Origin of the sequence: Bradyrhizobium sp. HKCCYLRH3073, from assembly GCF_051167995.1 — a bacterium.
In the GTDB taxonomy this organism is placed as follows: Bacteria; Pseudomonadota; Alphaproteobacteria; order Rhizobiales; family Xanthobacteraceae; genus Bradyrhizobium.
In genome coordinates this window covers 399,919-425,756 of the sequence record NZ_JBNPUD010000002.1, presented here as the reverse complement: position 1 = coordinate 425,756, position 25,838 = coordinate 399,919, and the positions used below count along the sequence as shown (strand labels likewise).

Genomic DNA, 25,838 nt, shown 5'->3' with positions numbered 1-25,838 from the left:
ACTACTCCGTGGGCTTGACGTGAGGGTCATGAATCTCCTCGGGGTGGAAGATCAGGCGATAGGTCCGGATGGCGATCAGGAGCACCGCCGAAACATCGCCGATCCAGGCGATGGCGAAGAACGGCCAGGTCGGCATGTGCAGATCGAAGGTGAGGACGTTGTCCTCATAGGTGCCGCGCACCTTGTCGAACAGGGTCCAGGTCTGCACCGTGACGACGAACAGCAGCACCAGCGTTGCGAAGATGTCGATCCAGCGCTGATAGCGCGGGCCGACATTGCCCCAGATGAGGTCCACGGTGATGTGGGTGCCGCGATAGGATGTCGCAGCGATGCCCCAGAAGATCAGGATGCCGAGCAGCATGCGCCCGATGTCGAAGGAATCGGGGATCGAATAGTTCAGCGTGTTGCGGAGCAGCACCGACAGGAAGATGTCGAGCGCGACGATGCCGACGAAGAACGCCGCGATCCATTCGATCGCATCGATGATCCGGTCCATGTAGGCGCGCTGCATGGCGTCCCCGTGTCAGAAAGGCTTGGCGTGGAGATTGAAGAACGAGAGCGAGCTGCTGCGCGGCCGGCGGTGAACTCCCTTTCCCCGTAAGAACGGGGAGAGGGATTTCACCGTCCGCCGCGCAAGAGCTTGGGTCTGAAGAAGCTACTGCGCCAGCGCCTTGTACTTGGCGAGCGAGGCCTTCAGCTCGGTCATGGCGGCCTCGGCGTCGACGCCGGTCTTCTTGACGCCATCGGCCCAGGTCTTGAACAGCGGCTCGGAGGCCTTCTTCCACAAAGCGGTCTGCTCCGGCGTCAGCTTGTAGACCTCCTGGCCGGACTCGGCCTTGATCTTGTCGACGCCGGCGTCCTCGAACTTGCCCCAGGGCTCGCCGACCTTGCCGGCGGTCTCCGTGTTGCAATTGTCGTCGATCGCCTTCTTCTGCATCGCCGACATCTGGTTGTACTTGTCCTTGTTCATGACGAACACGAAGGTCGTCACGTAGAACGGCGCGTCCATGTGGTACTTCGTGACCTTGTCGACTCCGAACAGCACCAGCGAGCCCGCCGGAAAGGTGACGCCGTCAGCGACGCCGCGCTCGATGATGTCGCGCACTTCCGGCGCCGACGACTGCACATTGGTGCCGCCGAGCAGGGTGACGAAATTGGCGATCGTCGCATCGGCCGGGCGGATCTTCATGCCCTTGACGTCCTCGGGCACGACGACCTTCTTGGTGCGGGTGTGGAAAGCCGAGGGCGTGTGGACGAAGGCGAGGCAATACTTGACGTCCTTCATCTCCTTCTCGGCATATTTGCGGTACCACGCGTCCAGACCTTCCGAGCCGCCCTTGGCGTCGGAGACTAGGAACGGCAGCTCGCCGGCGCCGATGATCGGGAAACGGCCGGGCTGATAGCCGGGATTCACATAGGTGACATCGGCGATGCCGTCGCGCGCCATGTCGTAATGGTCGAAGGCCTTGCCGAGCTGCTGGGCCGGGAACACCTTGCCCTTGATGGTGCCGCCCGAGGCCTTTTCGACCGATGCGGCCCAATCCTCCAGCGCCTTCTGCAGCGGATGGCTGGCGGGCACCCAATGCGAAATCTTCAGCTCGAACGTCTTGTCCTGCGCGAGCGCGGGGGTGGTCACACCGGCAGCCAGCGCCAACGCCAGAAGCGTCTTCCTCATCGGGATCCTCTCCTTCCATCATGGGCCTTCGAGGGCCCTTTGCTTCATTGTTATAGCATATAACCATCATTGCAAGCGTGACGGCAGACCCGCCGTCGCGGCACGCGCGAGCCTGCCCCTATCGCGCCAGCCAGCGCAAGCCTGGCAGACGAAAGTTGCAGCCGCGCGACCAATTCATTAACACGTTAAGCATCTTGAGTGCACCCGAAATTGCACGGCTGCGTCGGCACACCGCGAAATTGCCACGAGGGGTCGAGCGGCTCTGCGGCATCGTGCGCCATCTCCGCCGGCGTCGGCGCGCACCGTTTCAAACATCGGCGCAAAACACGTTTGAAACTTTGTAGGCGGTGCAAAACGCGCGGAGACGTCGTTGACTGCGGACATCGCCAGCAACAATCGAGACACGCATGCGCAGCGTCCCCGCCGGATTCGAACCGCATTTCCGCAAGAGCCCGTTCACCGATCCCTGGGAGCCGCTCTATGCCAGGAGAACCGACAAGGCCGTCATCCTCGGCCTGCGGCTTGCCGTGCCGCACACCAATTCGCGCGGGCTGATCCATGGCGGCCTGATCGCATCGCTGGCCGACAATGCGATGGGCTATAGCTGCGCCCAGGCGCTGGGCTGGGAGGCATCGCTGGTGACGATCAACCTCGCGGTCGACTACATCGGCAGCGCCGGGATCGGACAATGGCTCAGCGTCGAGAGCGACGTCATCAAGAGCGGACGCACCGTCTGCTTCGTCCAGAGCCTGGTGCTGGCGGATGACGCCGTAATCGCGCGGGCGAACGCGACGTTTCGCGTGGTGCCGAAGAAGGAGTGACGTCGTCAGTCGAAACGCCAGTCGCAGGTTGCGGTGATCAGGTCGATGAAGGCGCGCACTTTGGCGGAGAGCAGGCGGGAGCTCGGAAACACGATGTGGATCGGGAGCGGCGGAGGCTCGTATTTCGCCAGCACCCGCTTGAGGCGGCCGCCGCGCAAGCCGTCCGCAGCCTGATAGGCCATCACCCGTGTCACGCCGCCGCCCGCCTCGGCATACTGGATCGCGGCGTCGGCATTGTTGGTGACGAGCCGCGGGCTGACCGCAATCCGCAGTTCCCTGCCCTCCCTGACGAAGCGCCATTCATCGGCCGGGCCGAACTGGATGGTCTGGTGCTTCGTCAGCGCATCGGGCGTCCGCGGCTCACCATGGAGCTTGAAATAGGCGGGAGCCCCGACCACGATCCGGCGCATGCTGCCGACCTGGCGGGCCACGAGCGACGAATCGCCGAGATGGCCGATCCGAACGGCGCAGTCGACGCCGTCCTCCACCAGATTGATCTGGCGGTCCTCGAGGCGCAGCTCGGCCGCGACCTCGGCATAGCGGCTCAGATAGGCGGCCATGACCGGACCGACATGGAGCCGGCCGAAGCCGACCGGCGCCGAGACCACCAACCGCCCCACCGGCTGTAGCCGCTCGCTCTCCGCGGCGCGCTCCGCCTCCGCCAGATCGGCCAGGATGCGGCCAGCGCGTTCCAGATAGCGTCGTCCGGAATCGGTCAGCGTCACCGAGCGCGTCGTCCGCTGCAGCAGGCGGACGCCAAGATGCGCTTCGAGCGCGGCGACCAAACGGGTGACCGCCGATGGTGACAGCTTGAGCCGGCGCGCCGCCGGTGCGAAGCTGTTCAGCTCGGCGACGGTGACGAACGCCTGCATGGCATCGATGCGGTCCATGGGATTATTGCAACATCTGCAACGATCCAATGTCAACTGGTCAGATTATTTCCCTGGGGGATTGGGACCATATTGCCTTCACGGCGGCAGTCACGGCCGCAGCGACAAGGAGTCATTGCGATGACCCAGCCAACCATCCAGGCACCCGGCGACGTCATGTTCTCACCCGCCGTCAAGGCGATCCAGGCCCGCAAGGGGTCGCGCGAGAGCTACGCGCATGTGGAGCAGAGCCGCGGCTTTCGCCACGAGGTCGACGACGATCTCGCCGGCCGCCTCGCCGAGGCCACGAGCTTCTATCTCGCGACCGCCTCGGCCGACGGCCAGCCCTATATCCAGCATCGCGGCGGACCGAAGGGCTTTCTCAAGGTGCTTGACAGCCACACGCTGGCGTTCGCCGACTTCAGCGGCAACCGGCAGTACATCACCCAGGGCAATCTGTCGGAGAACCCGCACGCCTACATCTTCGTCATGGACTACGCGCATCGCCGCCGGGTGAAGATCTGGGGGACGGCGCGAGTGGTCGAGGATGATGCCGCGCTGACGGGCTCGCTGATTCCGAGAGGCTACAAGGCGCGGCCCGAGCAGGTCATGCTGTTCACGATCAGCGCCTGGGACACCAACTGCCCGCAGCACATCCCGCAGAAGTTCGACGCGGCCGACGTCGCGGAAGCGCTGGCCGTGCGCGATGCGCGCATCGCGGAGCTGGAGGCGGAGGTGACGCGGTTGAAGGGCGAGGCCCTCTGACGAAGTCCTCTGCCTTCAGCACTGTGGACCTGTGCTTGGTCGTCATTCCGGGGCAAATCGTTCGTGCGCGGTAGTGCACGGGCGATTGAACCCGGAATCTCGACATGAGTAGAGCGCAAAACAATCTCGGGATTCCGGGTTCAAGGCCTGCGGCCTTGAACCCGGAATGACGTGGGTGGGGCTTAAGAACTCAGGCGGCCTCGGCCGCCCTGCCCCAATCGAACTCGGGATAGTACTGCGCCATCATGCGCTCGGCATAGGCGACGAGATTGCCGAAGCTTTCGGTCCTGCGGCGGAGCTCGGAGTCGAAGAACGGCGTGAGAATGCCGGCGATGACGGCGAACGCGGTCGCGTCGGTGCCGCATGGGCGATCACCCATCAGATAAGGCCGGTCGCCGAGCTGCACCGACAGCGCGCGCAGCGAGCGCGCGGCGAGATCGACGTCCTCGTCCGGCGCGTGCCGGCCGAGCCCGGAGATCAGATAGTTCTCGGCGACACGAAACTGCGCGTCCTCGCGCAGCTTCTCGCGCTTGTCGGCCGGCACGCCGTCGAAGAAATGCGCCGGCCCCTTGGCGAAGTTGACCGGATCGACCCAGCGCGCCCCGACCAGCGCGAAATACAGATGATGCTCGATCATGCGCTCGAACCCCCAGGCCTGCGCCCGCGCGCGCACGTCGAGTCCGGAATCGAAGTCGAAGCCGTATTTGCGCTCGATGTGGGCACGGATGAAGGTCGAATCGGCAATCAGCTCGCCGCCATCGTCGATGAAGGGCAGTTGCCCCTTCGGCGACGCCGGCGGCATCGCCCGCTGCTTCCGATAGTCGAGGCCCGCCATCTTCAATTGCACCTCCGTCTTGGTGACGAAGGGGCTGATCTCCGGCAGGCCGAAGCCCGCGCCCAAACCGAACAATGTGATCATGACAGCACTCCCGACTTCCTGAGCAGACGCCGGACGCTACGAACGTGCTGCTGCCACCATGGTGTCAGCAGCGGCAGTAGCGTGGTGGCCAGGCCAAGGCCATAAAACATCATCATCGACATCACCCCTTCAATCTCGTTGTTGGCCCGGTATAAGGACAGGCTGCTGCCAGCATCCTGTCAGCATCGGCGGGGGTGCTCGCCGCTCGCAGGACACACCATGAGACGCGCCGACCGGCTGTTCCAGATCATCCAGGTGCTGAGACGCACGCGCCGCCCATTGACGGCGGATGCGATCGCGGCCGAGCTCGAGACCTCGAAGCGCACGATCTATCGCGACATCGCCACCCTGATCGGGCAGCGCGTGCCGATCCGCGGCGAGGCCGGCATGGGCTACATCCTGGAGAAGGGTTTCGATCTGCCGCCCTTGATGCTGACGCCGGACGAGATCGAGGCGGCGGTGCTTGGCGCGCAATGGGTCGCGGTCAACGCCGACCCGGTGCTGGCGCGCGCGGCGGAAGACCTGATGGCCAAGATCGCCGACACCGTGCCGGAGCGCTTAAGGCCATTCGTGCTGGAGCCGGCGAGCCGCGCGCCGCGGCCGTGGATGCGCGAGCCGGACCGCATCGACATGTCACGCACGCGCTCGCAGATCCACGAGGGACGCAAGATCCGCTTACGCTATCGCGACGAGCAGGGCCGCGACAGCGAGCGCGTGATCTGGCCGATCGCGATCGGCTATCATGACGCGGTGCGCATCCTCGCCGCCTGGTGCGAGCTGCGTCGCGACTTCCGCAGCTTCAGGACCGACCGTGTCGTCGAGGCGGATTATCTCGACGACAAATATCCTGAAAGGCGCGAGGCGCTGCGCGCCAAATGGCGGCGCAGCCTGGTGTGGGAGGTTCCCAAGGATGTCTGAACCGGTGTCTGGCGAGACTGACAGCAGCCCCTGTCAGAGCTGCGGCGCGTGCTGCGCCTATTCGTCGAACTGGCCGCGCTTCACGATCGAGGAGGATGAAGCCCTCGACCTGATCCCGGCCGAGCTGGTCAACGAGCGGCTGTCGGGCATGCGCTGCGACGGCGACCGCTGCTGCGGGCTCGATGGCGAGATCGCGCGCGCGGTCTCGTGCCGGATCTACGCGATCCGCCCTGAGGTGTGCCGCATCTGCATGCCGGGTGACGCCGAATGCGCGATGGCCCGGCGCAAGTTCGGGCTGCCCGTGCTCGCCTGAGCCAAAGGCCAGGAAGACGGGGAGTCAGGCCGTGACCGGCTCGGGGCTGTCGTCGAGATCGTCCTCGAACGGCTTCATCACCGAGAGCGGCTTGGTCGACAGCGAGATCGGCTTGCGGCTCGAGGTCGCGCTGGCCGGACCCGCCCGACCGCCGCGGGACTGCGCATACAGCGCCGATCCGACCCGGCCGCCGAACTGCGACAGGTTCTGCTCGCTGCAGGTGGATGCAATCGCAAGCGCCAGCGGGTGAAGATGCGTGCGCCTGTAACAGAACAGCGCCAGCATGGCCCTCACATCGGCGGAGACGCTCTCGACCAGCGCGGGCAGCCCGTTGGCGTCGGCACGGTAGAGCTCGCCGAGAAGCTCGTCGCCGACCGGGCACGAATCGCTGTCGAACGCATCGCGACTTTGAAGCATCTGTTTGATTGCCATGGCGCGACGATGCGGCGCGAATCGCTAACGTCCGGTTAACCAAACCGAACGGTCGTCCCACCCCCGGCTTGACACGGGGCTGCCGCCGTCGGCGCAGCTTCGCCGCGACGCACCGCGACCGGACTCAGCCGTTCGCGGCCATGAAGATCGAGAGCCCGAATCCGGTGAGGTGATGCAGCGCCTGGTCGACGCCGATCAGGGTCCAGAACCATCGGTGCTCGGTGTTCATGCCGAACCGCGACGAGCAGATGCCCTTGATGCGATCGATGGTGATGTGAATGGCGAAGTCGATCACGGCGACGAACCAGAATCTCGGCGCGACGATCAGGATCAGAACCATGGCGACGGCGAGATGGATCAGGCAGTGCACCAACAGCGGCAGCGCCCAGCCCTTCCGTTGGTCCTTGCCATAGGCCATCCAGGCGTTCTGCAGAACGAAGTCGCCAATGATGTGCTTGAAGGTCAGCAGCAGCATCCAGCCGACCAGCGCACCAACCGGAACCTGCGACGACAAAGAAGGAAAAGACAAAGCTGACGCTCTCGCTACGACTAACCCTTGGAACCAACCCTGGGAACCAACCCTTGGACGCACGGGGAACTGGAGGCGTTCAGCGCAATCTGATGAGAATACCCGGCCAATTCGACGCGTATGCGACGCTTATGACATCTCCGGTAGCGAATTGCACGCGAAAGGGAACCTCAAATCGCGCCCTGCTACCCTTCCCGGCAATTCCGCGGGGGGTAAGGTTACCCGCCACCGTGCATCTGCGAACCGGCCGCAGTCGCGGCGTTTCATTCAGCGGCGTCGGTCTTCGGTGCTGACAGCGCCCTCGCCCGGATCTGCGCGATGGCCCGCTTCAGCGCGCCCTGTCCCGGCTCTGCCAGCGCAACGGCGCGCGCCTCGGCGATGGCGGAGGCGAGATCCGAGATCGGCAGCACGCCATCGAAGGTGGGCTTGGCCAGGCCATCGATGATGGCATGCCAATCGGCGAGACCCTGCCGGTAGCCGTCGCCCTGCCCCTGGATCATGGTCGCCGTGCCGATCACGGCGGACGCCGCCGCAGGCTGCTTGTCCAGCGCGCGCGCGATCATGTGCAGCCACCGTTCGGCCCAGGCGCGCTCCTCGCCATAGCGCACCGACTGCAGCCGCCAGCGCCGCAGGCCGGCCATCAGCTTGAGACGGCGAATGGCGAGCGGCGATCGAACCGAGAAGCGGACCTTGACCCGGCGCCGGCCCAGCCAGCCGACCTGCTCGAAGGCTGCCAGCAACGATTCCGCCACGGCCTGCGGCAGCGCACCGATCAGTTCGTCGAGGCGAAACCGCCGCACGTCATCGCTCTCGCGTCCCCCCGGGCGCTGCCCCATGTCGAGGCTGATCAATCTGAGCTGGGCGATCCGGATCGGATCCTCGTAGGCCATGCGGGCGGCCAGCAGCTGCGCGATCTGAGACAGCATGCCGGCATCGACGTTCGATCTGCGCACGAATCGCTTGATGCGATCGACGTAGAGCTGCGCATAGCTCGCGCCCTGATACTCCATCAGCAGATGGATGCCATCGCTCACCGTCGGCACGGCGGCGTCAGGCAGGCCCTGAGGCAGAAAAGGCGGCTCGCCATCGTCGTCGCCGATGACGTCGGCGAACAGATATCGCAGCGAGGACCGGACGCTTTCCACTGGGCTTCAGGCTCCCCGGATCACGCCGGCTTGGCGACGGGCGCCGGCGCGGTGGTCTGTTGCGCCAGCCGCCGCTCGAGCGTTTCGATGTTCTGGAACAGCCGGGCGCTGGCGAGGCGCAGGAAGTAGAAGGCGAAGGCGGGGTTCTGGACGTAGAGCTGCTCGACCTGGTCGTAGGACACCGACAGGATCAGCCCGCCCTCGACGCATTCCAGCGTCTGCGTGCGCGTATTGGACGGGGAGATCATGCCGAACTCGCCGACGATCGCGCCCACCGGCAGCTCGATGCCGGATTCGACCAGGCGGAAGCGGCCGCTGACGATGTAGTACATGCTGTCGGCCTTCTCGTCCTTGTAGAACAGCACCTCGCCGGGACCGCATTTGCGCTCGGTCATGAACGGCTTCAGCCATTCCATGGAGAGGTCGCTGTTGACCGACTGCTTCACGTCGCGGACCAGTTGCAGCATCTGGTGGAGCCGGTAACTGTTGAGCGGCAGCAGCACCCCGTGCAGGATCAGGACCGGATAGTTGTGCATCGGCACCGCGGTCGCGATCAGGACGATGTTGGTGAGGATGGCGAAAACCCGCAGCGGAATCATGGTCCGCATCGACAGCGTGGCGACCACGAAGATCGAGGCGAAGAGGCTGCCGGCGGCGCCCGCATGTTCGACCAGGTGTGAGGTATCCATTGGGATCAACCAGACTCTTGGGACGCAGGAGGGCGGACGCTCGGTTCCGGCCTCCTTTTGCCTAATTTAGCGTGTCCATGCCGACCTCTGATATACGGCGAACAGACGACGTTTGAACCGGTATTTGAGCCGACACTCAAAAATTCCCGCTCGAAGTAGGACGGCTTGGACCTGCCGGAGGCACCCGCGCAACCGACCGGCCCGCATCGTTGACGGGATTCCCCCGATCGGGGCACCTTGCCGCCGCCGCGATCTCCTGCGGCTCTGAGATCAGCGACCGACGCCCGCCAGCAATGACCAAACCGCAGCACCCTGCCCTGGCGGCATTTGTCACCGCGCTGGCCGGACGCAACATGACCAAGGCGGCCTTTGCGGCCGTGGCGCTCGGCATGAGCGCCATGGTGCTGTTGACGATGGACCCGGCCTACGAGGCCGGACGGCGCTGGATCATCGCCCTGCTGTGCGGATGCCTTGTCTTTTTCGTCGTCGAATGGGCGGTTCGGGTTCAGCAGGCGGCCCGGGCGCATCGCGTCGCCGCCTACCTCATGTCGGGCCGGGGACTGCTGGACACGATCTCCGCTCTCGCCGTGCCGACCGCGCTGGTCTCGGGCATGGAGGCCCGCACGGCGTGGCTGCTGGCGGTCATCTGGGTGCTCAAGGTGATCCCCGGCGTGCCCGGCCTGCGCCGGCTCCGCCGGGTGCTGGTGTTGGAAGCGCGCCCGCTGCTGTCGGTGCTGGTGCTGTTCCTGGTGGTGCTGTTTGTCGGATCGGTCGCCGAATACGCGCTCGAACATGACGAGCAGCCGGCCACCTTCGGCAGCATCCCGTCCGCGCTGTGGTGGGCGGTCGTGACCCTCACCACCACGGGCTATGGCGACGTGGTGCCGGTCACGCCGCTCGGGCGGGTGGTCGCCGCCACGGTGATGATCTCCGGCCTCGGCGTGTTCGGCCTATGGACCGGCATCCTGGCGACCGGCTTCGCCGCGGAAACCCGGCGCGACAACTTTCTCAAGACCTGGGAATCAGTCAGCAAGGTACCGTTCTTCGCCAGCCTCGGGCCCTCGACGATCGCCGACGTCACGCAGATGCTGCGCACCATCGACCTGCCGCCCCGCGCCACCGTGATCCGCAAGGGCGAGCCGGGCGACTGCATGTATTTCATCGCCTCCGGCGAGGTCGAGGTCGACCTTCCCGGCAAGAAGGTCCGGCTCGGCGAGGGCGCGTTCTTCGGCGAGATGGCCTTGCTCGGGAACAACCTGCGCTCGGCCGACATCAGCACGACAGGGCTGTCGAAGCTGCTGGTCCTCGACCTCGTCGATTTCCGCGTGCTGATGGCACGCCACCCCGATCTGGCGCAGAGCATCGCTGCCGAGGCGAGGCGCCGAACCATGGAGAACAGGACATGACGACCGGACGGACCACCCAGGCCGATGACGCGCCGAGCATGCCGCTCCTGACCATCGACGGCGCCCGCGCCACCATTCGGCTCAATCGTCCGCGCCATCTCAACCGGCTCCAGCCGGAGGACCTCGCCGAGCTGCTGGCGCTGTTCGACCGGGTCGAGGCCAACGCCGCCTTGCGCGTGCTGGTCTTGACCGGCACCGGGCGGGCGTTCAGCGCCGGCTTCGACCTTGGCGCCATCGGCGCAACGCCGGCGGATAAGGCCGAGGCTTCCAGCCCGGCATTCGAGGAGGTCGTCGACCGGCTTGAGGACCTCGCCCTGCCGACGATCTGCCGGCTCAACGGCGGGGTCTATGGCGGCTCGACCGATCTGGCGCTGGCCTGCGATTTCCGGATCGGAGTCGATACCAGCGAGATGTTCATGCCGGCGGCGCGGCTCGGGCTGCACTATTACCCCAACGGCATCAAGCGCTACGTGTCCCGCCTCGGCGTCGATAATGCGAAGCGTCTGTTCCTGACGGCGGAGAAGATCGGCGCGGCCGAGATGCTGCGCATCGGCTATCTCACCGGCATGGTGACGGCCGATGCGCTCGATGCGGAGGTCGACCGGCTGGCGACGGTCCTGGCCGGCAACGCCCCCCAGGCCGTGCGCGGCATGAAGCGCGCCATCAACGAGTTTGCACGCGGAGCCCTCGACGATGCGGCGGCTCGCCGCAGGCATCGGGACAGCATGAGCGGAGCCGAGATCCGCGAAGGTATGAAATCGTTTGCAGAGAAGAGAACGCCGAAATTCTGAGCGCAGCCATGCTCCGAACTGATAAAATTTTGCATGCAAATTGCTGTATCCAGCCGGTGTTCTGACACACGCTCAACGAACTATCGACGTAAAGCCCCAATTTGCGGTTGACAGCTTTTTGTCCGTGGCTAGCTTGAACCACGGGCGGAGACTTTCACATGCAAGTGATGGACGCGTATTGGGGACGACGAGCTCTGGAGTACGTCGATGCGATCGAAGCGTCGAAGACCAGCGCGAGCGTGCTCTCCCAGTTCGAGAAGATGATCAGCGACCTGGGCTTTCACGCCTACATCATGGCCGGCGTGCCGACCTCGGGCCAATCGCTGCAGCAAACCATTCTCGCCAACGGCTGGCCGCGGGAATGGTTCGACATGTATGCGCGCGAGCAGTTTCACCGCTGCGATCCTATTCCGCGGCACTGCATCTCGACATTGAATCCATTCGCGTGGTCGGAGGCTCCCTATGACCGCGAGGACGAGCCCGGCGCGCATGAGGTGATGATGCGCGCGAAGGACTTCCGATTGAACGAAGGCTTCTGCGTCCCCATCCACTACGACGATGCCGTGGGGGCCGTCAGCCTTGCAGGCGAAAATCCGAATCTCGCTCCGGACGCGCGGGGCGCGCTGCACCTGATCAGCATCTTCACCCACAGCCGGCTGCGCGCGCTGGCGCGCTCCGCCGCGAGCAACCAGGGCCGACGCCTGTCGCGGATCGAGGCCGAGGTGCTGGGCTGGGCGGCGCGCGGCAAGACCGCGTGGGAGACGGCGCGCATCCTCGGCGTCTCCGAACGCAACGTCAGGTGGCATCTGGAAGAAGCGCAGCGCAAGCTAGCAACCAAGAACAAGACGGCGACGGTTGCGACCGCTCTTGTCAACGGCGAGATCTCGATCTGATCTGTCGTTTCTCCCACTGGATCAATTCGAGCGCATCGGCAATCTGCAAACCCCAATTTGATTCAGACGACCGGGGGTTTCGATGCCTGAGATTCATGTCGTTCGAAAAGATAATCGCGCTCTGTACGAGAAATATTTCGATTCGTATTACCGTCTGCGCCACGAGATCTACGTCAAGCAGCGCAAGTGGATGGCGCTCGATCGTCCGGACGGGCGCGAGATCGATCAGTTCGACACCGAGGATTCGGTCTATCTGTTCTGCATCGACAAGGGCCAGTTGATCGGCTCGATGCGCGCGGTGCCGACGCTGCTGCCGACGCTGATGAGCGACATCTTCCCGTATCTGAATCTGCGCGGCCCGATCCAGCGCCCCGACGTCTACGAACTGTCGCGCATCTTCGTGATCCCGGAGCGCCGCGGCGAGCATGCCGGCCCGCGGATCGACATGCTGCTGCTCACTGCAATCATGGAATACGGCATCTCGATCGGGTTGACCGGCTTTTCGATCGTGCTCGAAACCTGGTGGCTGCCGCGGTTCGAGAAGTGCGGCTGGAAGGCGCGGCCGCTCGGCGTACCTCACATGATGGACGGGATGTCGGTAATGGCCGTACTCGTCGACTGCGATGAAACGACTTGGAAGTCACTCTGCAAGCAGATCGGCCTGACGCGGCCAACCCTCACGTGGCGGGGGCTCGAAGACGTCAGCCGCCAGGCCCTGCCGGATATCTTTCTTCATCTTCCACCAGCCTCTCAGCCAGCGCAATGAGCTGTTCCCGGTGCCGCTTCAGCCTGAGCTTATGGAAGGCCTTCAAGAGGCGGTGACCAAGGAGCGTCGCCTCATCCACCTCGAGGGCATAAAGGTTGGACGGCGTGTTCATGGAATCCATCGCTGACACTTCAGGTTTCGAGCCGTGACTGAACCTTCAATCGAGAAGATCATCGAGCGTCTGCAATTTTGCATCGTTGACGCTCGGGCGATGCAACTCAAAATGTTAGAGAGAATTTTGTCAATATCATTGCTTGAAGCCCACGAGCTGAAGGAAAAGTGCGCGCCCAATTCGACAAACAGCAGCCATTAGCGCTCCTGCACCGACTCTCGCAACACGTCTGGTCCCCGTAGCAACGCGTCTCGGTTGGCGCATCACAGACACAAACTGTTGATTTCAGGGCGGCTTTCGATGTGAAGGTCGGACAGGAGAGCGCGCGCATCGTTGCCGAAACGCGCTTGCCGAACTCGGACGACACCTCGGCAAAATCATGGCGCCGCCGCCCGAGCTGCTCCTTGTTCAGCAAACTCGGTTTACAAAAATGGACTCGCGGGTCGTCTCGCCCTCCTCCGGAGTCCCGGATAACGGAACTCCACCGGCAAACAATAGGCGCGCGCGACCCCACGGACGGGACGTTATTTGTCGTGAAAGCGGACGGTCTCCGCGACCGTGGCGCGGCGGGTGCGGTAGGAGTTGGCCTTGTCACCGAGATCGGGATGGCCGAACGAGATGCCGCAGACCACCTTGCGGTCGGCGCCGAGCCCGAAGTGCTGCCGCACCACGTCGGAATGAAACGCGAGCGCCGCCTGCGGCACGGTGGCGATGCCGAGCGCCTGCGCCGCCAGCATGAAGCTCGTGACGTAGCCGCCGCAATCGATCGCGCCATAGGTGCCGAGCGCCTCGTCGCTGTGGATGATCGCCACATGCGGCGCGCCGAAGAAATTGTAGTTCTCCAGCGCCTGCCGGGCATAGCCCGCCTTGTCGCCGCGCGGGATGTCGAGCGCGTTGTAGAGCTGGAAACCGCTCTCGCGCCGCCGTTCGAGATAGACACCGGTGTATTCGCGCGGGAAAGGAAAGTCGCCTGACGCCGCCTTGCCGCTGGAGGCCGCCGCATACATCACCTTCCGGAACGCCTCGGTCGCCACACCGGAGGTGATCTCGACACGCCACGGCTGGCTGTTGCACCACGACGCGGTTTTCTGCGCCGCCTCCAGGATGCGCTCGATGGTGGCGCGCGGCACGGGCTCGGGCAGGAACCTGCGACAGGAGAAGCGCGCGGCCATCAGCTCTTCGAGAACGGTGATGGGAGTGGCCTGTGCGGCTGCGGCGTCAGCTTTCATTTATGGTTCTCACTACAACGGAGAAACGTCCCTTCATGATGAGGCGCGCAGCGCCGTCTCGAACCATGAGGCCCGGATATCGGCCTCATCCTTCAAGACGCTGCTGCGCAGCTCCTCAGCATGAGGGTTAGCTACGTCCCTTGGTCGGCACCTTGTTGAACGGCACGTCCTTGTCGACCCGGATGTCACCGGGCAGGCCGAGCACGCGCTCGGCGATGATGTTGCGCAGGATCTCGTCGGTGCCGCCGGCGATGCGCATCGAGGGCGAGGTCAGCAGCATCTGCTGAAACTGGCCCTGCGTCACCGCCTCGTCCGCGCCGGTCAGCACGCCGGCGCCGCCTTCGAGATCCATCGCGTAGGTCGCGATATCCTGCAGCATGACGCCGGCGACCAGCTTGCCGATGGAATTCTCAGGTCCCGGCCGCTCGCCCTTGGACAGCGCCGAGATGGCGCGATAGCTCGTGTATTTCAGCCCGCTCGCCTTGACCGCCCACGACGCCAGTTTCGAGCGCGTGGCGCGATCGTCGATGGCGAGCCCGTTGTCGGTCATCAGGTTCGCGCAGAACTCGAACATTTCGGGGAAGCCGGTCGCCAGCCGCGCGCCGATCGACATGCGCTCGTTCATCAAGGTCGTGAGCGACACGTTCCAGCCGTCGCCGACGGCGCCGAGCCGCTGGCTGTCCGGGATCACCACGTCGGTGAAATAGACCTCGTTGAACTCCTGCATTCCGTTGGCCTGCTTGATCGGACGGACCTCGACGCCCGGGCTCTTCATGTCCAGGAAGAACATGGTGAGACCCTTGTGCTTCGGCACGGTGGGATCAGTGCGCGTGATCAGCAGGCCGTAGTCCGAGTAATGCGCACCCGATGTCCAGATCTTCTGGCCGTTGATGACCCAGTCGTCGCCGCGCTTCTCGGCGCGGGTGCGCAGGCCCGCGACATCCGAGCCGCCGGCGGGCTCGGAGAACAGCTGGCACCAGATCTCCTCGCCCGAGGCGAGCTTGGGCAGATAGCGCCGCTTATGCTCCTCGCTGCCATAGGCCATCACGGTCGGGCCGCACATGCCCTCGCCGATCTGGAACGGCTGCGTCAGCTTGCCATAGACGCCCTCCTCCTGCTGCCAGATCACGCGCTCGATCGGCGTCGCACCGCGGCCGCCATACGCTTTCGGCCAGTGCAGGCAGGCCCAGCCGGCATCGGACTTCTTCTTCTGCCAGGCCTTGCCGACCTCGACGATGTCGGCGTGCTTGAGCCTGATGCGGCCGAGCGAGGAGCTCGCCAGCTCGCCCTCGAGCTCCTTCGGCGCGTTGGCCGCGATCCAGGCGCGCGCGGTGTCGCGAAAGGCGGCTTCTTCAGGGGTGTCGTCGAAGTTCATGGTCTAACCTCGCTTCGTATGCGTAGGGCGGGTTAGCCGAAGGCGTAACCCGCCGCTTTGATCAGCATTGCACGAGCCAAGGGCGGGTTACGCTGCGCTAACCCGCCCTACGACTCCGCTTGTTAGGCACGTCCCTTGGTCGGCACCTGGTTGAACGGCACGTCCTTGTCGACACGGATGTCGCCGGGCAGGCCGAGCACGCGCTCGGCGATGATGTTGCGCATGATCTCGTCGGTGCCGCCTTCGACACGGGTGCCGGGCGCGCGCAGCAGCATCGCCTGGAATTTTCCCGCAAGCTCGGCCTCGGGACCGCTGAGCACGCCGGCCGCCCCCTGCAGGTCGAGCGCGTAGGCTGCGACGTCCTGGATCATCGGTCCGGCGACCAGCTTGCCGATCGAGTTCTCAGGTCCCGGCCGCTCGCCCTTCGACAGCGCCGAGATGGCGCGCATGCTGGTGTATTTCAGCCCACTCGCCTTCACCGCCCAGCTCGCGAGCTTGGAGCGCACGTTGCGGTCCTCGATCGCGGGGCGATCGTCCAGCATCAGGTTGGAGCAGAAGTCGAACAGCTCCGGGAAGCCGGTGGCGACGCCGGCGCCGATCGACATGCGCTCGTTCATCAAGGTGGTGAGCGCGACGTTCCAGCCGTCATCGACGGCGCCGAGCCGCTGCGAGTCCGGAATCACGACGTCGGTGAAATAGACCTCGTTGAAATCCGAGTGCCCGCTCGCCTGCTTGATCGGCCGGACCTCGACACCAGGGCTCTTCATGTCCAGGAAGAACATCGTCAGGCCCTTGTGCTTCGGCACGGTCGGATCGGTGCGCGTCAGCAGGATGCCGTAGTCGGAATAATGCGCCCCCGAGGTCCAGATCTTCTGGCCGTTGATCACCCAATCGTCGCCGCGCTTTTCGGCGCGGGTACGCAGGCCGGCGACGTCGGAGCCGCCGGCCGGCTCGGAGAACAGCTGGCACCAGACCTTTTCGCCGGAGGCGAGCGGCGGCAGATACTGCCGTTTATGATCTTCCGAGGCGTAGGCCATCATGGTCGGCCCGCACATGCCGTGGCCGATGATGAACAGGCCGGAGAGCTTGCCGTAGGGCCCCTCCTCCTGCTGCCAGATCACGCGCTCGATCGGCGAGGCGCCGCGTCCGCCATAGTCCTTCGGCCAGTGCAGGCAGGCCCAGCCGGCATCAGCCTTCTTTTTCTGCCACGCCTTGGCAACCTCGAGGATATTGGCGTCCTTCAGCGCGACGCGGCCGAGCGAGGTCGCGCGCAGCTCGTCTTCATACTGCTTCGGCGCGTTGGCGGCGATCCAGGCCCGCGCCTGGCTGCGAAACGCGGCCTCCTGCGGAGTGTCATCGAAGTTCATCGGCAAGCCTCTCATCTCGTAGGGTGGGCGAAGGCGCAACGCGCCGTGGCCACCGATTCAATCCTGCGCCACCGATGGTGGGCACGCTTCGCTTTGCCCACCCTACGGATTCCCATCGTGCGTCACGCCGCATTGCGCTTGCGCATGCGGTCGATCAGCTGGTCCTCCCAATAGGACAGGCTGCCGAGACCGAGCGCGAGCGCGTTGGCGCGGCGGTAGTACATGTGGCAGTCGAACTCCCAGGTGAAGCCCATGCCGCCATGGACCTGGATGTTGTTCTTGGCGCAGTGCTGGAACGCCTGCGTCGCGCTGATGCGCGCCGAGGCCGCGGCTTCAGGCAGCTCCGGGGCGTTGGTCGAGAGCGCCCACGCGCCGTAGTAGGAATTCGAGCGCGCCAGGGTCGCAGACACATACATGTCGGCCAGCATGTGCTTGACCGCCTGGAACGAGCCGATCGGACGGCCAAAGGCGATGCGATCGAGCGCGTAGTCGCGGCCCATCTCCAGCGCGCGGTCGGAGCCGCCGACCTGCTCGAACGCCGTCAGCACCGCGGCGCGGTCGAGCACCTGGGTGATGATGCTCCAGCCCTCGCCGGCGGCGCCGAGCGGCTCCGCCTTGCAGTTCTTGAAGGTGAGCTCGGCCTGGCCGCGCGTCGGATCGAGATTGGTCAGCGCCTTGGCTTCGACGCCGCCCGCCTTGGGGTCGACCAGGAACAGCGAGATGTCGCTGTCGCGGCCGGTCGAGCCGGTACGCGCGGCAACGATGACGAGATCGGCGATGGCGCCGTCGGCGACGGGCTTCTTGGTGCCGTTGAGCACGCCATTGGCAGCCTCGAGCCTGATCGCCTTCGGCGACGGATTGCCGGTGCCCTCGAACAGCGCCAAGGTGCCGATCGTCTCGCCGTTCGCGATCTTCGGCAGCCAGGCCTGCTTCTGCGCATCGCTGCCGGCCAGCATCAGCGCCTCCGCGGCAAGATACACGGTCGATGAGAACGGCACCGGCGCCAGCGCGCGGCCGACCTCCTCGGCGATCACACAAAGCTCGAGATGGCCGGCGCCCGCACCGCCATACTCCTCCGGAATGGCGACGCCGAGGAAGCCCATCTCGGCAAAGCCTTTCCACAACGCGCGGTCATACGGCTCCTTGCCGTCGAGCACCACGCGCACCGCCTTGGGCGGGCACTTCTCGGCGAGGAATTTCCGCGCCTGGTCCCGCAACTGCTTCTGGTCGTCGGAGAAATCGAAGTTCATGGCCTCACCTGCTTCCTGATCGTCATTCCGGGGCGATGCGCAGCATCGAACCCGGAATCTCGATCTGATTCATCTTTGGATTCCGGGTTCACTCGCTTCGCGAGTGCCCCGGAATGACGGTTCTAAAATTCCGCATCACAGCACGATCACGTCGCTGTCGGGCGTAGCCGCATAAAGCCGCTCGACCAGCGCGGCGCGGCGCTCGAGGCCGGCGCGCTGGTTGATGTAGCCTTTGTCGGTCAGCTCGTGCCCGTCGATCGACGGCGGCTCGACCATCAGCATCGCGCGACCGATTCGCCGGCTGCTCGCGCCTTCGCAGTCCTTGTTGTGCGCCTGAAGGCCGCGGCGGACGCAGTCGATGACCCCGGGATGCTTCACCACATCCTCGAACGTCGCATTGGGATCGCCGACCAACTGGCGGCAGGCGTGCAGGTTCGGCCACGCCAGCAGACCAACATATTCGCGGTCCTGCCCGGTCACCAGTGCATCGTGGATCGCCGGCGTTGCGGCTGCGATCGCATCGGTGCGCAGCGAGCCGACATGGACGAAGGTGCCGGTCGTGAGCTTGAAATCCTCGACGACGCGGCCGGCGAAGATGATGCCTTGCGCCGGATCATTGGGATCGACGAATATGCCGGCGTCGCCGATGCAGTAGAAGCCCTCCTCGTCGAACGCCTTCTTCGTCAGCTCGGGCTGACCGAAATAGCCAGGCATCACGTTGATGCCGCGCAGGCGCAGCTCGTATTTGTCGCCGACAGGCACCATCTTCAGCTCGACGCCGGGGAACGGCAGGCCGATCAGGCCAACGCGCTCGGTGTTCCAATAGGTGCCGGTCGAGGTCGGCGCGGTCTCGGTTGAGCCCCAGCCGGTGTAGAACACGATGCGCTCACCGGTGGTCTTCACCGCCAGCGCCTGCATGCGCTCATAGAGATCGTCCGGCAGCCGCGCGCCGCCATAGGCCATGATGCCCAGATCCTTGAAGAACGAGCGGCACAGCGCGTCGTCCTTCTCCATCGCCGCCGCCAGCGCCGCATAGCCGGCGGGCACATTGGCGTAATAGGTCGGCGACACCTCGCGCAGGTTCCGGATGGTTTCGTCGAACATGCCGGGCATCGGCCGGCCGTCGTCGATGTAGAGCGTGCCGCCCTCGATCAGCAGCGGATTGAACAGCGCATTGCCGCCCATGGTGTGATTCCACGGCATCCAGTCGAGCACCGTGGAGATCGGCGCCTCCGGTCCACGCGGCCGCGTCTGCATCATCATCGCCGCATTGGCGCACATCATGCGCTGGGTGTTGATGACCGCCTTGGGCATGCCGGTGGAGCCGGAGGTGAACAGCAGCTTGCCGACCGTGTCCGGTGTGATCTGCGCAATCGACGCGTCGACCGCGCCGGTGACCGGCGTCGCGGCGAGATCAGCGAAGCTGATGCTCGCAACGCCCTCGCACGGACGCGCGACATGAACGACGGTGACGCCGTCGAGATCGAGCGCCTTCAGCGCCTTCTCGAAGGTCGGGCCGTCCTGCACCATGACCACGCCCGGCTTCACCAGTCCGAACAGGTATTTCAGCTTGAGGTGATCGTGACTCATCAACGAGTAGGCCGGAGACACTGGCGCCGCCGGCGACCGTGCCTGCATGGCCGCGAACGTCATCAGCGCATGCTCGATCGAATTGCCGGAGAGGATCGCGACGGGCCGGCCGTCCAGCCTCAAATTGAGCAGGCCCTGCGTCAGCCCATCGACGGTGCGCTTGGCCTCGGCATAGGACAGCTTGCGCCATTGCCGCTCGGCCCCGCTGCGTTGCGCGAGCCAGGTCCGCGTCGGCGCCTCCTTGGCCCAGCGGGCGAGCGGCGCCGCCAGATGCGGCTCATAGGCCTGCAGCGGAATGCGCGACTTGATGACGATGACGCCGTCACCGCGCCGCTCGATATCGATGTCGCGCGCCAGCCAGTTGACCTTGCGGAATGCCGGCTTCTCCAACACCTTCGCTGCCGTCCCGTCCATTTTGCGTCTCCCGAAATATCGTCCTTTGCGGATCTTGATATCTAGCGGTTGGTATAGACCGGCTTTCGCTTCTCGAGGAAGGCTGTAATGCCTTCCTTGAAATCCTCCGAGCGGCTGCACAGCACCTGGTTGCGATCTTCCATCGCGATGACGGCTTCGATCGACGACGCATCGACGCTCATGTTGAGACATTCCTTCGACAGTCGAAGTCCGACCGGCGAGGCCGTCATCATCGCGTCGACGAACGGCGCGGCCGCGTTCTCGAGCATATCGTCCTCGACGATCTCCGACACCAGGCCGACCATGAGCGCGCGCTCGGCGCCGATGAAGCGGCCGGTGAGAATCAGCTCCGATGCGACGGAGACGCCGACGAGGCGCGGCAGGAAGTAGCTGGTGCCGATGTCGCAGCCCCCCAGGCCGAGCTTGATGAAGGCACAGTTCATCCGCGCCGAGCGCGCGGCGATGCGGATGTCGGCCGCGAGCGCCAGCGCGAAGCCGCCGCCGGCCGCCGCGCCCTGCACCAGCGCAATGATCGGCTGCGGGCAGCGCCGCATCAGCATCACGATGTCGGCGATGCGCCGCTGCGAGTCCAGGGATTCGGTCACGCTCGGCGGCTCGTTGACACCGCCGCGCCGCTGCATCGCAGCCTTGAGATCGAGCCCTGCGCAGAAATTCTTGCCGGCCCCCCTGAGCACGACCACGCGCGTGGTGCGATTGCGCTGCAGGCCTTCGAAATAAATGTTGAGCGCATCGATCAAGGCCGGGTCGAGCGCATTCAGGCTCTCCGGACGATTGAGCGTCACCCGGTCGACACCATTGTCGTGTTCGATCAGCAGCGGTTGGGACATGGCGCGCGCTCCAGCCTCAGTGTCATCCCGGCGAACGCCGGAATCCATAGCCACCGGCCTGATTGGTTAGAGCGCGGCGTCTGCCAGAGTGCCTCTCACAGACGCCGCGGAGTATGGGTCCCGGCTCAAGGCCGGGACGACAGCGGAGAATGCCGCCTAGCGCGGGGCCATGCGGATGGCGCCGTCGAGGCGGATGGTCTCGCCGTTCAGCATCGGGTTCTCGACGATGTGGACGGCGAGGTTGCCGTACTCGGAGGCGTCGCCGAGCCGGGCCGGATGCGGCACCTGGGCGCCCAGGCTCTTGCGGGCCTCTTCGTTCAGGCCCATCAGCAGCGGTGTCAGGAACAGGCCGGGCGCGATGGTGTTGACGCGGATCTTCTGGCTGGCGAGATCGCGCGCGGCAGGCAGGGTCAGGCCGACGACACCACCCTTCGACGCCGAATAGGCGATCTGGCCGATCTGGCCTTCATAGGCCGCGACGCTGGCGGTGTTGATGGCGACGCCGCGCTCCTCGCCGATCGGCTCGGCGGTGACGAGGCGCTCGGCGAACAGGCGCAGCACGTTGAAGGTGCCGATCAGGTTGACGTTGATGATGCGCGCGAACTTGGCGAGCGGATAGACGCCGTCCTTGCCAACGATGCGCTGCGAGCCGCCGATGCCGGCGCAGTTGACCAGCACGCGCGCGATGCCGTGGGCGGCCTCGGCCTTGGCGATGCCGGCCTTGACCTGCTCCTCGTCGGTGACGTCGGCATGAATGGCGACGCCGTTGAGCTCGGCCGCCACCTTCTCCGCGTTCTCCTTGCTCTGGTCGAGCACGGCGATCTTCGCGCCCTTGGCGGCCATGGCGCGCGCCGTGGCGGCGCCGAGGCCCGAGCCACCGCCGGTGATCAGAACGGCAACGTTGTTGAGTTGCATGGTGCGTTTCCTCCGTTTGTTTGTTGTTGGCGAATGGCGAGTAGGGAGTAGCGAACAGGGAAGGTAGGGCATCCCCCTATTCGCTACTCCCTATTCGCCATTCGCGCGTTTCAATATGCCGCCGCAGATCAGCGCCTCCATATGGGCGATGTACTGGCGGCAGACGTCATCGGTGACGGGGCCGACGCCGATCGCGCGCGACATGGCGTGGCGGCCGAAGAACAAATGATCGCAGGCGCCGATCAGGCTGGTGTAGAACAGCACCGGGTCGACGGCGCGGAAGTCGCCCTCGGCGACGCCCTGCTCGATCAGCCTGTGATGGAAATCGAGCAGCGGGGCCACGAAGAACTTCGACACCTCGTCGGCCGCTTCGGCGCTGCTCTCGTGCAGCAGATAATGGATCAGCCGGTTCATGTAGGGAAACCGGTGATAGGCGCGGATGATGCCGCTGATGTGCAGCTTCAGCTTGGCCGTCGGCGGCAGCGGCTGCGCCAGCAGATATTCGAGATTGGCGACCTCGGTCGCGGCGTCACGGGCGAGCAGCGCCAGCAGCAGGCCGTCCTTGTTGCCGAAATGGTATTTGACCAGCGCAGCGTTTGCCCCGGACTTCTGCGCGATGTCGCTCAGCGAGATCTCGATCGAGGACCTCGCGATCATCAGCTCGCTGGCGGCGTCCAGCAGCTTCTCTGCTGTCGCATTCCGCCCCGCGGGAAGTTTCTCCGGCACACTGTTCTGAAGCTGGGGTCCCAAGACATGTCTCGCGCTTGATCGAGGCAGATAAGCCGAAGCCGGAGTTGATCTCAAGAGTTAATTGATCGATTGACTAAGGCTCAATCGCGCATTTAAATCGCAGCCAATCACGAACACCAAGTCTAGGGAGGACACGTCATGGCGGAAGCCTACATCGTCGCGGCTGCACGCACGGCCGGCGGCCGCAAGGGAGGCCGCCTGGCCGGCTGGCATCCGGCCGACCTCGCTGCGAAGGTGCTGGACGCGCTGGTCGAGCGCTCCGGCGCCGCGCCGGACCAGGTCGAGGACGTGATCATGGGCTGCGTGATGCAGACCGGCGAGCAGTCGAACAACATCGCGCGCAATGCGGTGATGGCCTCGAAGCTGCCGGAGAGCGTGCCTGGCACTTCGATCGACCGGCAGTGCGGCTCGTCGCAGCAGGCGCTGCATTTCGCGGCGCAGGCAGTGATGTCGGGCGCGATGGATGTCGTGATCGCCGCCGGCGTGGAGTCGATGACCCGGGTGCCGATGGGTCTCTCCTCCACGCTTCCGGCGAAGAACGGCTTCGGACACTACAAGAGCCCTGGCATCGAGAGCCGCTATCCGAACATCCAGTTCAGCCAGTTCACCGGCGCGGAAATGATGGCGGAGAAGTACGGTCTCTCCAAGGATGAGCTCGACGAATACGCCTATAACAGCCATCAGCGCGCGATTGCCGCCACGCAGGCAGGCCACTTCAAGGACGAGATCATCCCGCTCGAGATCGTCAGGGCCGACGGCTCGACCGACACCCATCACATCGACGAAGGCATCCGCTTCGATGTCACCCTCGACGGCATCAAGGGCGTCAAGCTGATCGCCGAGAACGGCAAGCTCAGCGCGGCGACCGCGAGCCAGATCTGCGACGGCGCCTCGGGCGTGATGGTCGTCAACGAGCGCGGCCTGAAGTCGCTCGGCGTCAAGCCAATCGCCCGTGTCCACCACATGACGATGATGGGCGGCGATCCCGTGATCATGCTGGAGGCGCCGCTGCCGGCCACGCAGCGCGCGCTGCAGAAGGCCGGCATGTCGATCGACGACATCGACCTCTACGAGGTCAACGAGGCATTCGCTTCCGTGCCGACCGCGTGGCTGAAGACCACTGGCGCCGATCCCAGCCGGCTCAACGTCAATGGCGGCGCGATCGCGCTCGGCCATCCGCTCGGCGGCTCCGGCACCAAGCTGATGACCACGCTGCTGCATGCGCTGAAGCAGCGCAACAAGCGCTACGGCCTGCAGACCATGTGCGAAGGCGGCGGCATGGCGAATGTGACGATCGTCGAGCGGCTGTAAGTCGCGCCCCAATAACGGTGTCGTCCCGGCGAACGCCGGGACCCATAGCCACCGAATTGAATGTCGGGCGAGCTGGAGCCACAGCTCGCTCTCACCACACGCCCCTGTGGTTATGGGTCCCGGCTCAAGGCCGGGACGACACCATTTTCCTAATTTAGCGGTGAGCCCTCATGACCCACCCCTCCATTCACGCCAAGAGCCATCCGGACAAGATCGCCTATCAGATGGCCGGCACCGGCAAGGCCATCACCTATCGCGAGCTCGACGAGCTCTCGAACCAGGGCGCTCATCTATTTCGTGCGCTGGGCTTGAAGGCCGGCGATCACGTCGCCTTCCTGATGGAGAACCGGCTCGCCTTCATGGAGATCGCCTGGGCCGCGCAGCGCTCCGGCCTCTACTACACCGCGATCAGCCGCTATCTCACCAAGGACGAGATCGCCTACATCATCAGGGATTGCGGCGCCAAGGTCTTCATCACCTCGCCGAAATGCGCCGAGCAGGTGCGCGATCTCGCGACCGCCAAGGACGGTCCGCTGTTCTTCATGGTCGACGAGCCCGAGCCGGGCTTCCGCTCCTGGGACAAGGAGGCCGGCGCCCAGCCCAAGACGCCGATCCCCGACCAGGTCGCCGGTTACGACATGCTGTATTCGTCGGGCACGACCGGGCGTCCCAAGGGCATCAAGAAGGATTTCGAAGGCAATCCGATCGATCAGCCCAACCAGTTCCTGCGCGTGCTCTGCGCCGACATGTGCGGCATGAATGCCGAGAGCATCTACCTGTCGCCGGCGCCGCTCTATCATGCAGCTCCCCTGCGCTTCAACATGATGGTCTCGGTGCTCGGCGGCACCTCCATCATCATGGAGCATTTCGACGCCGAGGAGTTCCTGAAACTGGTCGAGAAATACAAGGTCACGCAGTCCCAGCTGGTGCCGACCATGTTCGTGCGCATGCTGAAGCTGCCGGAGGACGTCCGCAAGAGCTATGACGTCTCCACGCTCAAGGGCGCCATCCATGCTGCGGCCCCCTGCCCGGTCGACGTCAAGGCCAGGATGATCGAGTGGTGGGGCCCGATCCTGATCGAGTATTATGCCGGCTCTGAGGGCAACGGCGTCACCGTGTGCACCTCGAAGCAGTGGCTGGAGCATCGCGGCAGCGTCGGGCGTGCCGTGGTCGGCAAGATCAAGATCCTCGGCGAAGACGATCAGGAGATGCCGACCGGCGAGATCGGCACGGTCTATTTCGCCGACGCGCCGGTGTTCTCCTATCACAACGATCCGGAGAAGACGAAGCGCGCCTACAACGACAAGGGATGGTCAACGCTCGGCGACGTCGGCTATCTCGATGCCGACGGCTTTCTCTATCTGACCGACCGCAAGTCCTACATGATCATCTCCGGCGGCGTGAACATCTACCCGCAGGAGACCGAGGACGTCCTCATCACGCATCCCGACGTCGCCGATGTCGCCGTGTTCGGCGTGCCGAACGAGGAGATGGGCGAGGAGGTCAAGGCGGTGGTGCAGCCACACGACATGGCGCGCGCCGGCAAGGAGCTCGAGCAGCAATTGATGCTGTTCTGCCGCCAGCATCTGTCACCGATCAAATGCCCGCGCTCGATCGACTTCGAGCCGGAGCTGCCGCGCACACCGACCGGCAAGCTGGTCAAGCGGCATCTGCGCGAGCGCTATTGGCCGAAGAAGGGCGCGGCTTAGCCCCACCAACGGTGTCGTCCCGGCCTTGAGCCGGGAC

Annotated in this window: 26 protein-coding genes; 10 read left to right on the top strand and 16 right to left on the bottom strand. The window is 64.9% G+C overall.

The annotated features are described in order from the left end of the window. Position 1: 1 nt before the first annotated feature. Positions 2-511 carry a TRAP transporter small permease gene (locus ACQR1X_RS05850; protein WP_315805177.1) on the bottom strand — a complete coding sequence of 170 codons (510 nt, stop codon included), beginning with the start codon at positions 509-511 and terminating at the stop codon, positions 2-4. A gap of 144 nt (positions 512-655) precedes the next feature. Further along, positions 656-1,675: a TRAP transporter substrate-binding protein gene (locus ACQR1X_RS05845; protein WP_434898498.1), complete on the bottom strand. Its 1,020-nt coding sequence runs from the start codon at positions 1,673-1,675 to the stop codon at positions 656-658. 407 nt (positions 1,676-2,082) lie between these two features. Between ACQR1X_RS05845 and ACQR1X_RS05840 the strand changes: the two genes are divergently transcribed. Next, positions 2,083-2,496, top strand: coding sequence for a PaaI family thioesterase (locus tag ACQR1X_RS05840; RefSeq protein WP_434898497.1), 414 nt, complete (start codon positions 2,083-2,085; stop codon positions 2,494-2,496). Positions 2,497-2,501: 5 nt separating this feature from the next. On the opposite strand, the gene ACQR1X_RS05835 is transcribed toward ACQR1X_RS05840, so the two are convergent. After that, positions 2,502-3,386: a LysR family transcriptional regulator gene (locus tag ACQR1X_RS05835; protein ID WP_434898496.1), complete on the bottom strand. Its 885-nt coding sequence runs from the start codon at positions 3,384-3,386 to the stop codon at positions 2,502-2,504. Positions 3,387-3,506: 120 nt separating this feature from the next. Here ACQR1X_RS05835 and ACQR1X_RS05830 point away from each other — a divergent pair, with 120 nt between their 5' ends. Beyond that, positions 3,507-4,130 (top strand): pyridoxamine 5'-phosphate oxidase family protein, encoded by a 624-nt coding sequence (locus ACQR1X_RS05830; RefSeq protein WP_434863940.1) that lies wholly within the window; start codon positions 3,507-3,509, stop codon positions 4,128-4,130. A gap of 190 nt (positions 4,131-4,320) precedes the next feature. On the opposite strand, the gene ACQR1X_RS05825 is transcribed toward ACQR1X_RS05830, so the two are convergent. After that, positions 4,321-5,049 carry a glutathione S-transferase family protein gene (locus ACQR1X_RS05825; RefSeq protein WP_316182870.1) on the bottom strand — a complete coding sequence of 243 codons (729 nt, stop codon included), beginning with the start codon at positions 5,047-5,049 and terminating at the stop codon, positions 4,321-4,323. Between the two features lie 219 nt (positions 5,050-5,268). Between ACQR1X_RS05825 and ACQR1X_RS05820 the strand changes: the two genes are divergently transcribed. Further along, positions 5,269-5,967: a helix-turn-helix transcriptional regulator gene (locus ACQR1X_RS05820; protein WP_315713748.1), complete on the top strand. Its 699-nt coding sequence runs from the start codon at positions 5,269-5,271 to the stop codon at positions 5,965-5,967. Continuing rightward, entirely contained in the window at positions 5,960-6,280 is a 321-nt protein-coding gene (locus ACQR1X_RS05815; RefSeq protein ID WP_434848588.1) for a YkgJ family cysteine cluster protein, read from the top strand. Before ACQR1X_RS05820 ends, ACQR1X_RS05815 begins: the two co-directional genes overlap by 8 nt. Before the next feature lie 24 nt (positions 6,281-6,304). On the opposite strand, the gene ACQR1X_RS05810 is transcribed toward ACQR1X_RS05815, so the two are convergent. The 4 genes from ACQR1X_RS05810 to ACQR1X_RS05795 all read right to left on the bottom strand — a co-directional run bounded on the left by ACQR1X_RS05810 (position 6,305) and on the right by ACQR1X_RS05795 (position 9,075). After that, positions 6,305-6,697: a hypothetical protein gene (locus ACQR1X_RS05810; protein WP_434898495.1), complete on the bottom strand. Its 393-nt coding sequence runs from the start codon at positions 6,695-6,697 to the stop codon at positions 6,305-6,307. 139 nt (positions 6,698-6,836) lie between these two features. After that, a complete protein-coding gene (locus ACQR1X_RS05805; protein ID WP_315805268.1) occupies positions 6,837-7,187 on the bottom strand; it encodes a DUF3307 domain-containing protein in 351 nt (116 codons plus the stop codon). Positions 7,188-7,504: 317 nt separating this feature from the next. Next, on the bottom strand, positions 7,505-8,386 hold the full coding sequence (locus tag ACQR1X_RS05800) for a DUF6537 domain-containing protein (RefSeq protein WP_315805184.1): 882 nt from the start codon (positions 8,384-8,386) through the stop codon (positions 7,505-7,507). Positions 8,387-8,406: 20 nt separating this feature from the next. Continuing rightward, positions 8,407-9,075 carry a Crp/Fnr family transcriptional regulator gene (locus tag ACQR1X_RS05795; RefSeq protein WP_315713745.1) on the bottom strand — a complete coding sequence of 223 codons (669 nt, stop codon included), beginning with the start codon at positions 9,073-9,075 and terminating at the stop codon, positions 8,407-8,409. A 293-nt stretch (positions 9,076-9,368) separates the two neighbouring features. On the opposite strand from ACQR1X_RS05795, the gene ACQR1X_RS05790 reads away from it, so the two are divergent. From ACQR1X_RS05790 to ACQR1X_RS05775, 4 genes are all read left to right on the top strand, one after another. Next, positions 9,369-10,481, top strand: coding sequence for an ion transporter (locus tag ACQR1X_RS05790; protein WP_316182868.1), 1,113 nt, complete (start codon positions 9,369-9,371; stop codon positions 10,479-10,481). After that, positions 10,478-11,272 carry an enoyl-CoA hydratase/isomerase family protein gene (locus tag ACQR1X_RS05785; protein WP_434898494.1) on the top strand — a complete coding sequence of 265 codons (795 nt, stop codon included), beginning with the start codon at positions 10,478-10,480 and terminating at the stop codon, positions 11,270-11,272. Before ACQR1X_RS05790 ends, ACQR1X_RS05785 begins: the two co-directional genes overlap by 4 nt. A 158-nt stretch (positions 11,273-11,430) precedes the next feature. Further along, complete coding sequence (locus tag ACQR1X_RS05780) at positions 11,431-12,165, top strand: helix-turn-helix transcriptional regulator (protein ID WP_316182866.1); 735 nt, start codon at positions 11,431-11,433, stop codon at positions 12,163-12,165. Positions 12,166-12,247: 82 nt separating this feature from the next. Beyond that, on the top strand, positions 12,248-12,931 hold the full coding sequence (locus tag ACQR1X_RS05775) for an acyl-homoserine-lactone synthase (RefSeq protein ID WP_434898493.1): 684 nt from the start codon (positions 12,248-12,250) through the stop codon (positions 12,929-12,931). A 636-nt stretch (positions 12,932-13,567) separates the two neighbouring features. On the opposite strand, the gene ACQR1X_RS05770 is transcribed toward ACQR1X_RS05775, so the two are convergent. The 8 genes from ACQR1X_RS05770 to ACQR1X_RS05735 all read right to left on the bottom strand — a co-directional run bounded on the left by ACQR1X_RS05770 (position 13,568) and on the right by ACQR1X_RS05735 (position 22,781). Then, positions 13,568-14,215: a nitroreductase gene (locus ACQR1X_RS05770; RefSeq protein ID WP_315805269.1), complete on the bottom strand. Its 648-nt coding sequence runs from the start codon at positions 14,213-14,215 to the stop codon at positions 13,568-13,570. Positions 14,216-14,399: 184 nt separating this feature from the next. Next, on the bottom strand, positions 14,400-15,647 hold the full coding sequence (locus ACQR1X_RS05765; protein ID WP_316216421.1) for an acyl-CoA dehydrogenase: 1,248 nt from the start codon (positions 15,645-15,647) through the stop codon (positions 14,400-14,402). A 122-nt stretch (positions 15,648-15,769) separates the two neighbouring features. After that, the gene (locus ACQR1X_RS05760) at positions 15,770-17,014 is read right to left on the bottom strand and encodes an acyl-CoA dehydrogenase (RefSeq protein ID WP_434898492.1); all 1,245 of its coding nucleotides are present in this window, start codon (positions 17,012-17,014) and stop codon (positions 15,770-15,772) included. 122 nt (positions 17,015-17,136) lie between these two features. Continuing rightward, complete coding sequence (locus tag ACQR1X_RS05755; RefSeq protein ID WP_434892708.1) at positions 17,137-18,264, bottom strand: acyl-CoA dehydrogenase family protein; 1,128 nt, start codon at positions 18,262-18,264, stop codon at positions 17,137-17,139. A gap of 135 nt (positions 18,265-18,399) precedes the next feature. Continuing rightward, positions 18,400-20,268, bottom strand: coding sequence for an AMP-binding protein (locus ACQR1X_RS05750; protein ID WP_434898491.1), 1,869 nt, complete (start codon positions 20,266-20,268; stop codon positions 18,400-18,402). 41 nt (positions 20,269-20,309) lie between these two features. Then, positions 20,310-21,116 carry an enoyl-CoA hydratase/isomerase family protein gene (locus ACQR1X_RS05745; RefSeq protein WP_434898490.1) on the bottom strand — a complete coding sequence of 269 codons (807 nt, stop codon included), beginning with the start codon at positions 21,114-21,116 and terminating at the stop codon, positions 20,310-20,312. 156 nt (positions 21,117-21,272) lie between these two features. Continuing rightward, on the bottom strand, positions 21,273-22,031 hold the full coding sequence (locus tag ACQR1X_RS05740) for an SDR family NAD(P)-dependent oxidoreductase (RefSeq protein WP_315805194.1): 759 nt from the start codon (positions 22,029-22,031) through the stop codon (positions 21,273-21,275). A 90-nt stretch (positions 22,032-22,121) separates the two neighbouring features. Continuing rightward, positions 22,122-22,781 (bottom strand): TetR family transcriptional regulator, encoded by a 660-nt coding sequence (locus tag ACQR1X_RS05735; protein WP_315805195.1) that lies wholly within the window; start codon positions 22,779-22,781, stop codon positions 22,122-22,124. Between the two features lie 138 nt (positions 22,782-22,919). Between ACQR1X_RS05735 and ACQR1X_RS05730 the strand changes: the two genes are divergently transcribed. Together ACQR1X_RS05730 and ACQR1X_RS05725 are read left to right on the top strand one after the other, a co-directional pair. After that, positions 22,920-24,092, top strand: coding sequence for an acetyl-CoA C-acetyltransferase (locus tag ACQR1X_RS05730; protein WP_315805196.1), 1,173 nt, complete (start codon positions 22,920-22,922; stop codon positions 24,090-24,092). Between the two features lie 170 nt (positions 24,093-24,262). Then, positions 24,263-25,801, top strand: a complete 1,539-nt coding sequence (locus tag ACQR1X_RS05725) for an acyl-CoA synthetase (RefSeq protein WP_434898489.1) — start codon at positions 24,263-24,265, stop codon at positions 25,799-25,801. Positions 25,802-25,838 lie beyond the last annotated feature (37 nt).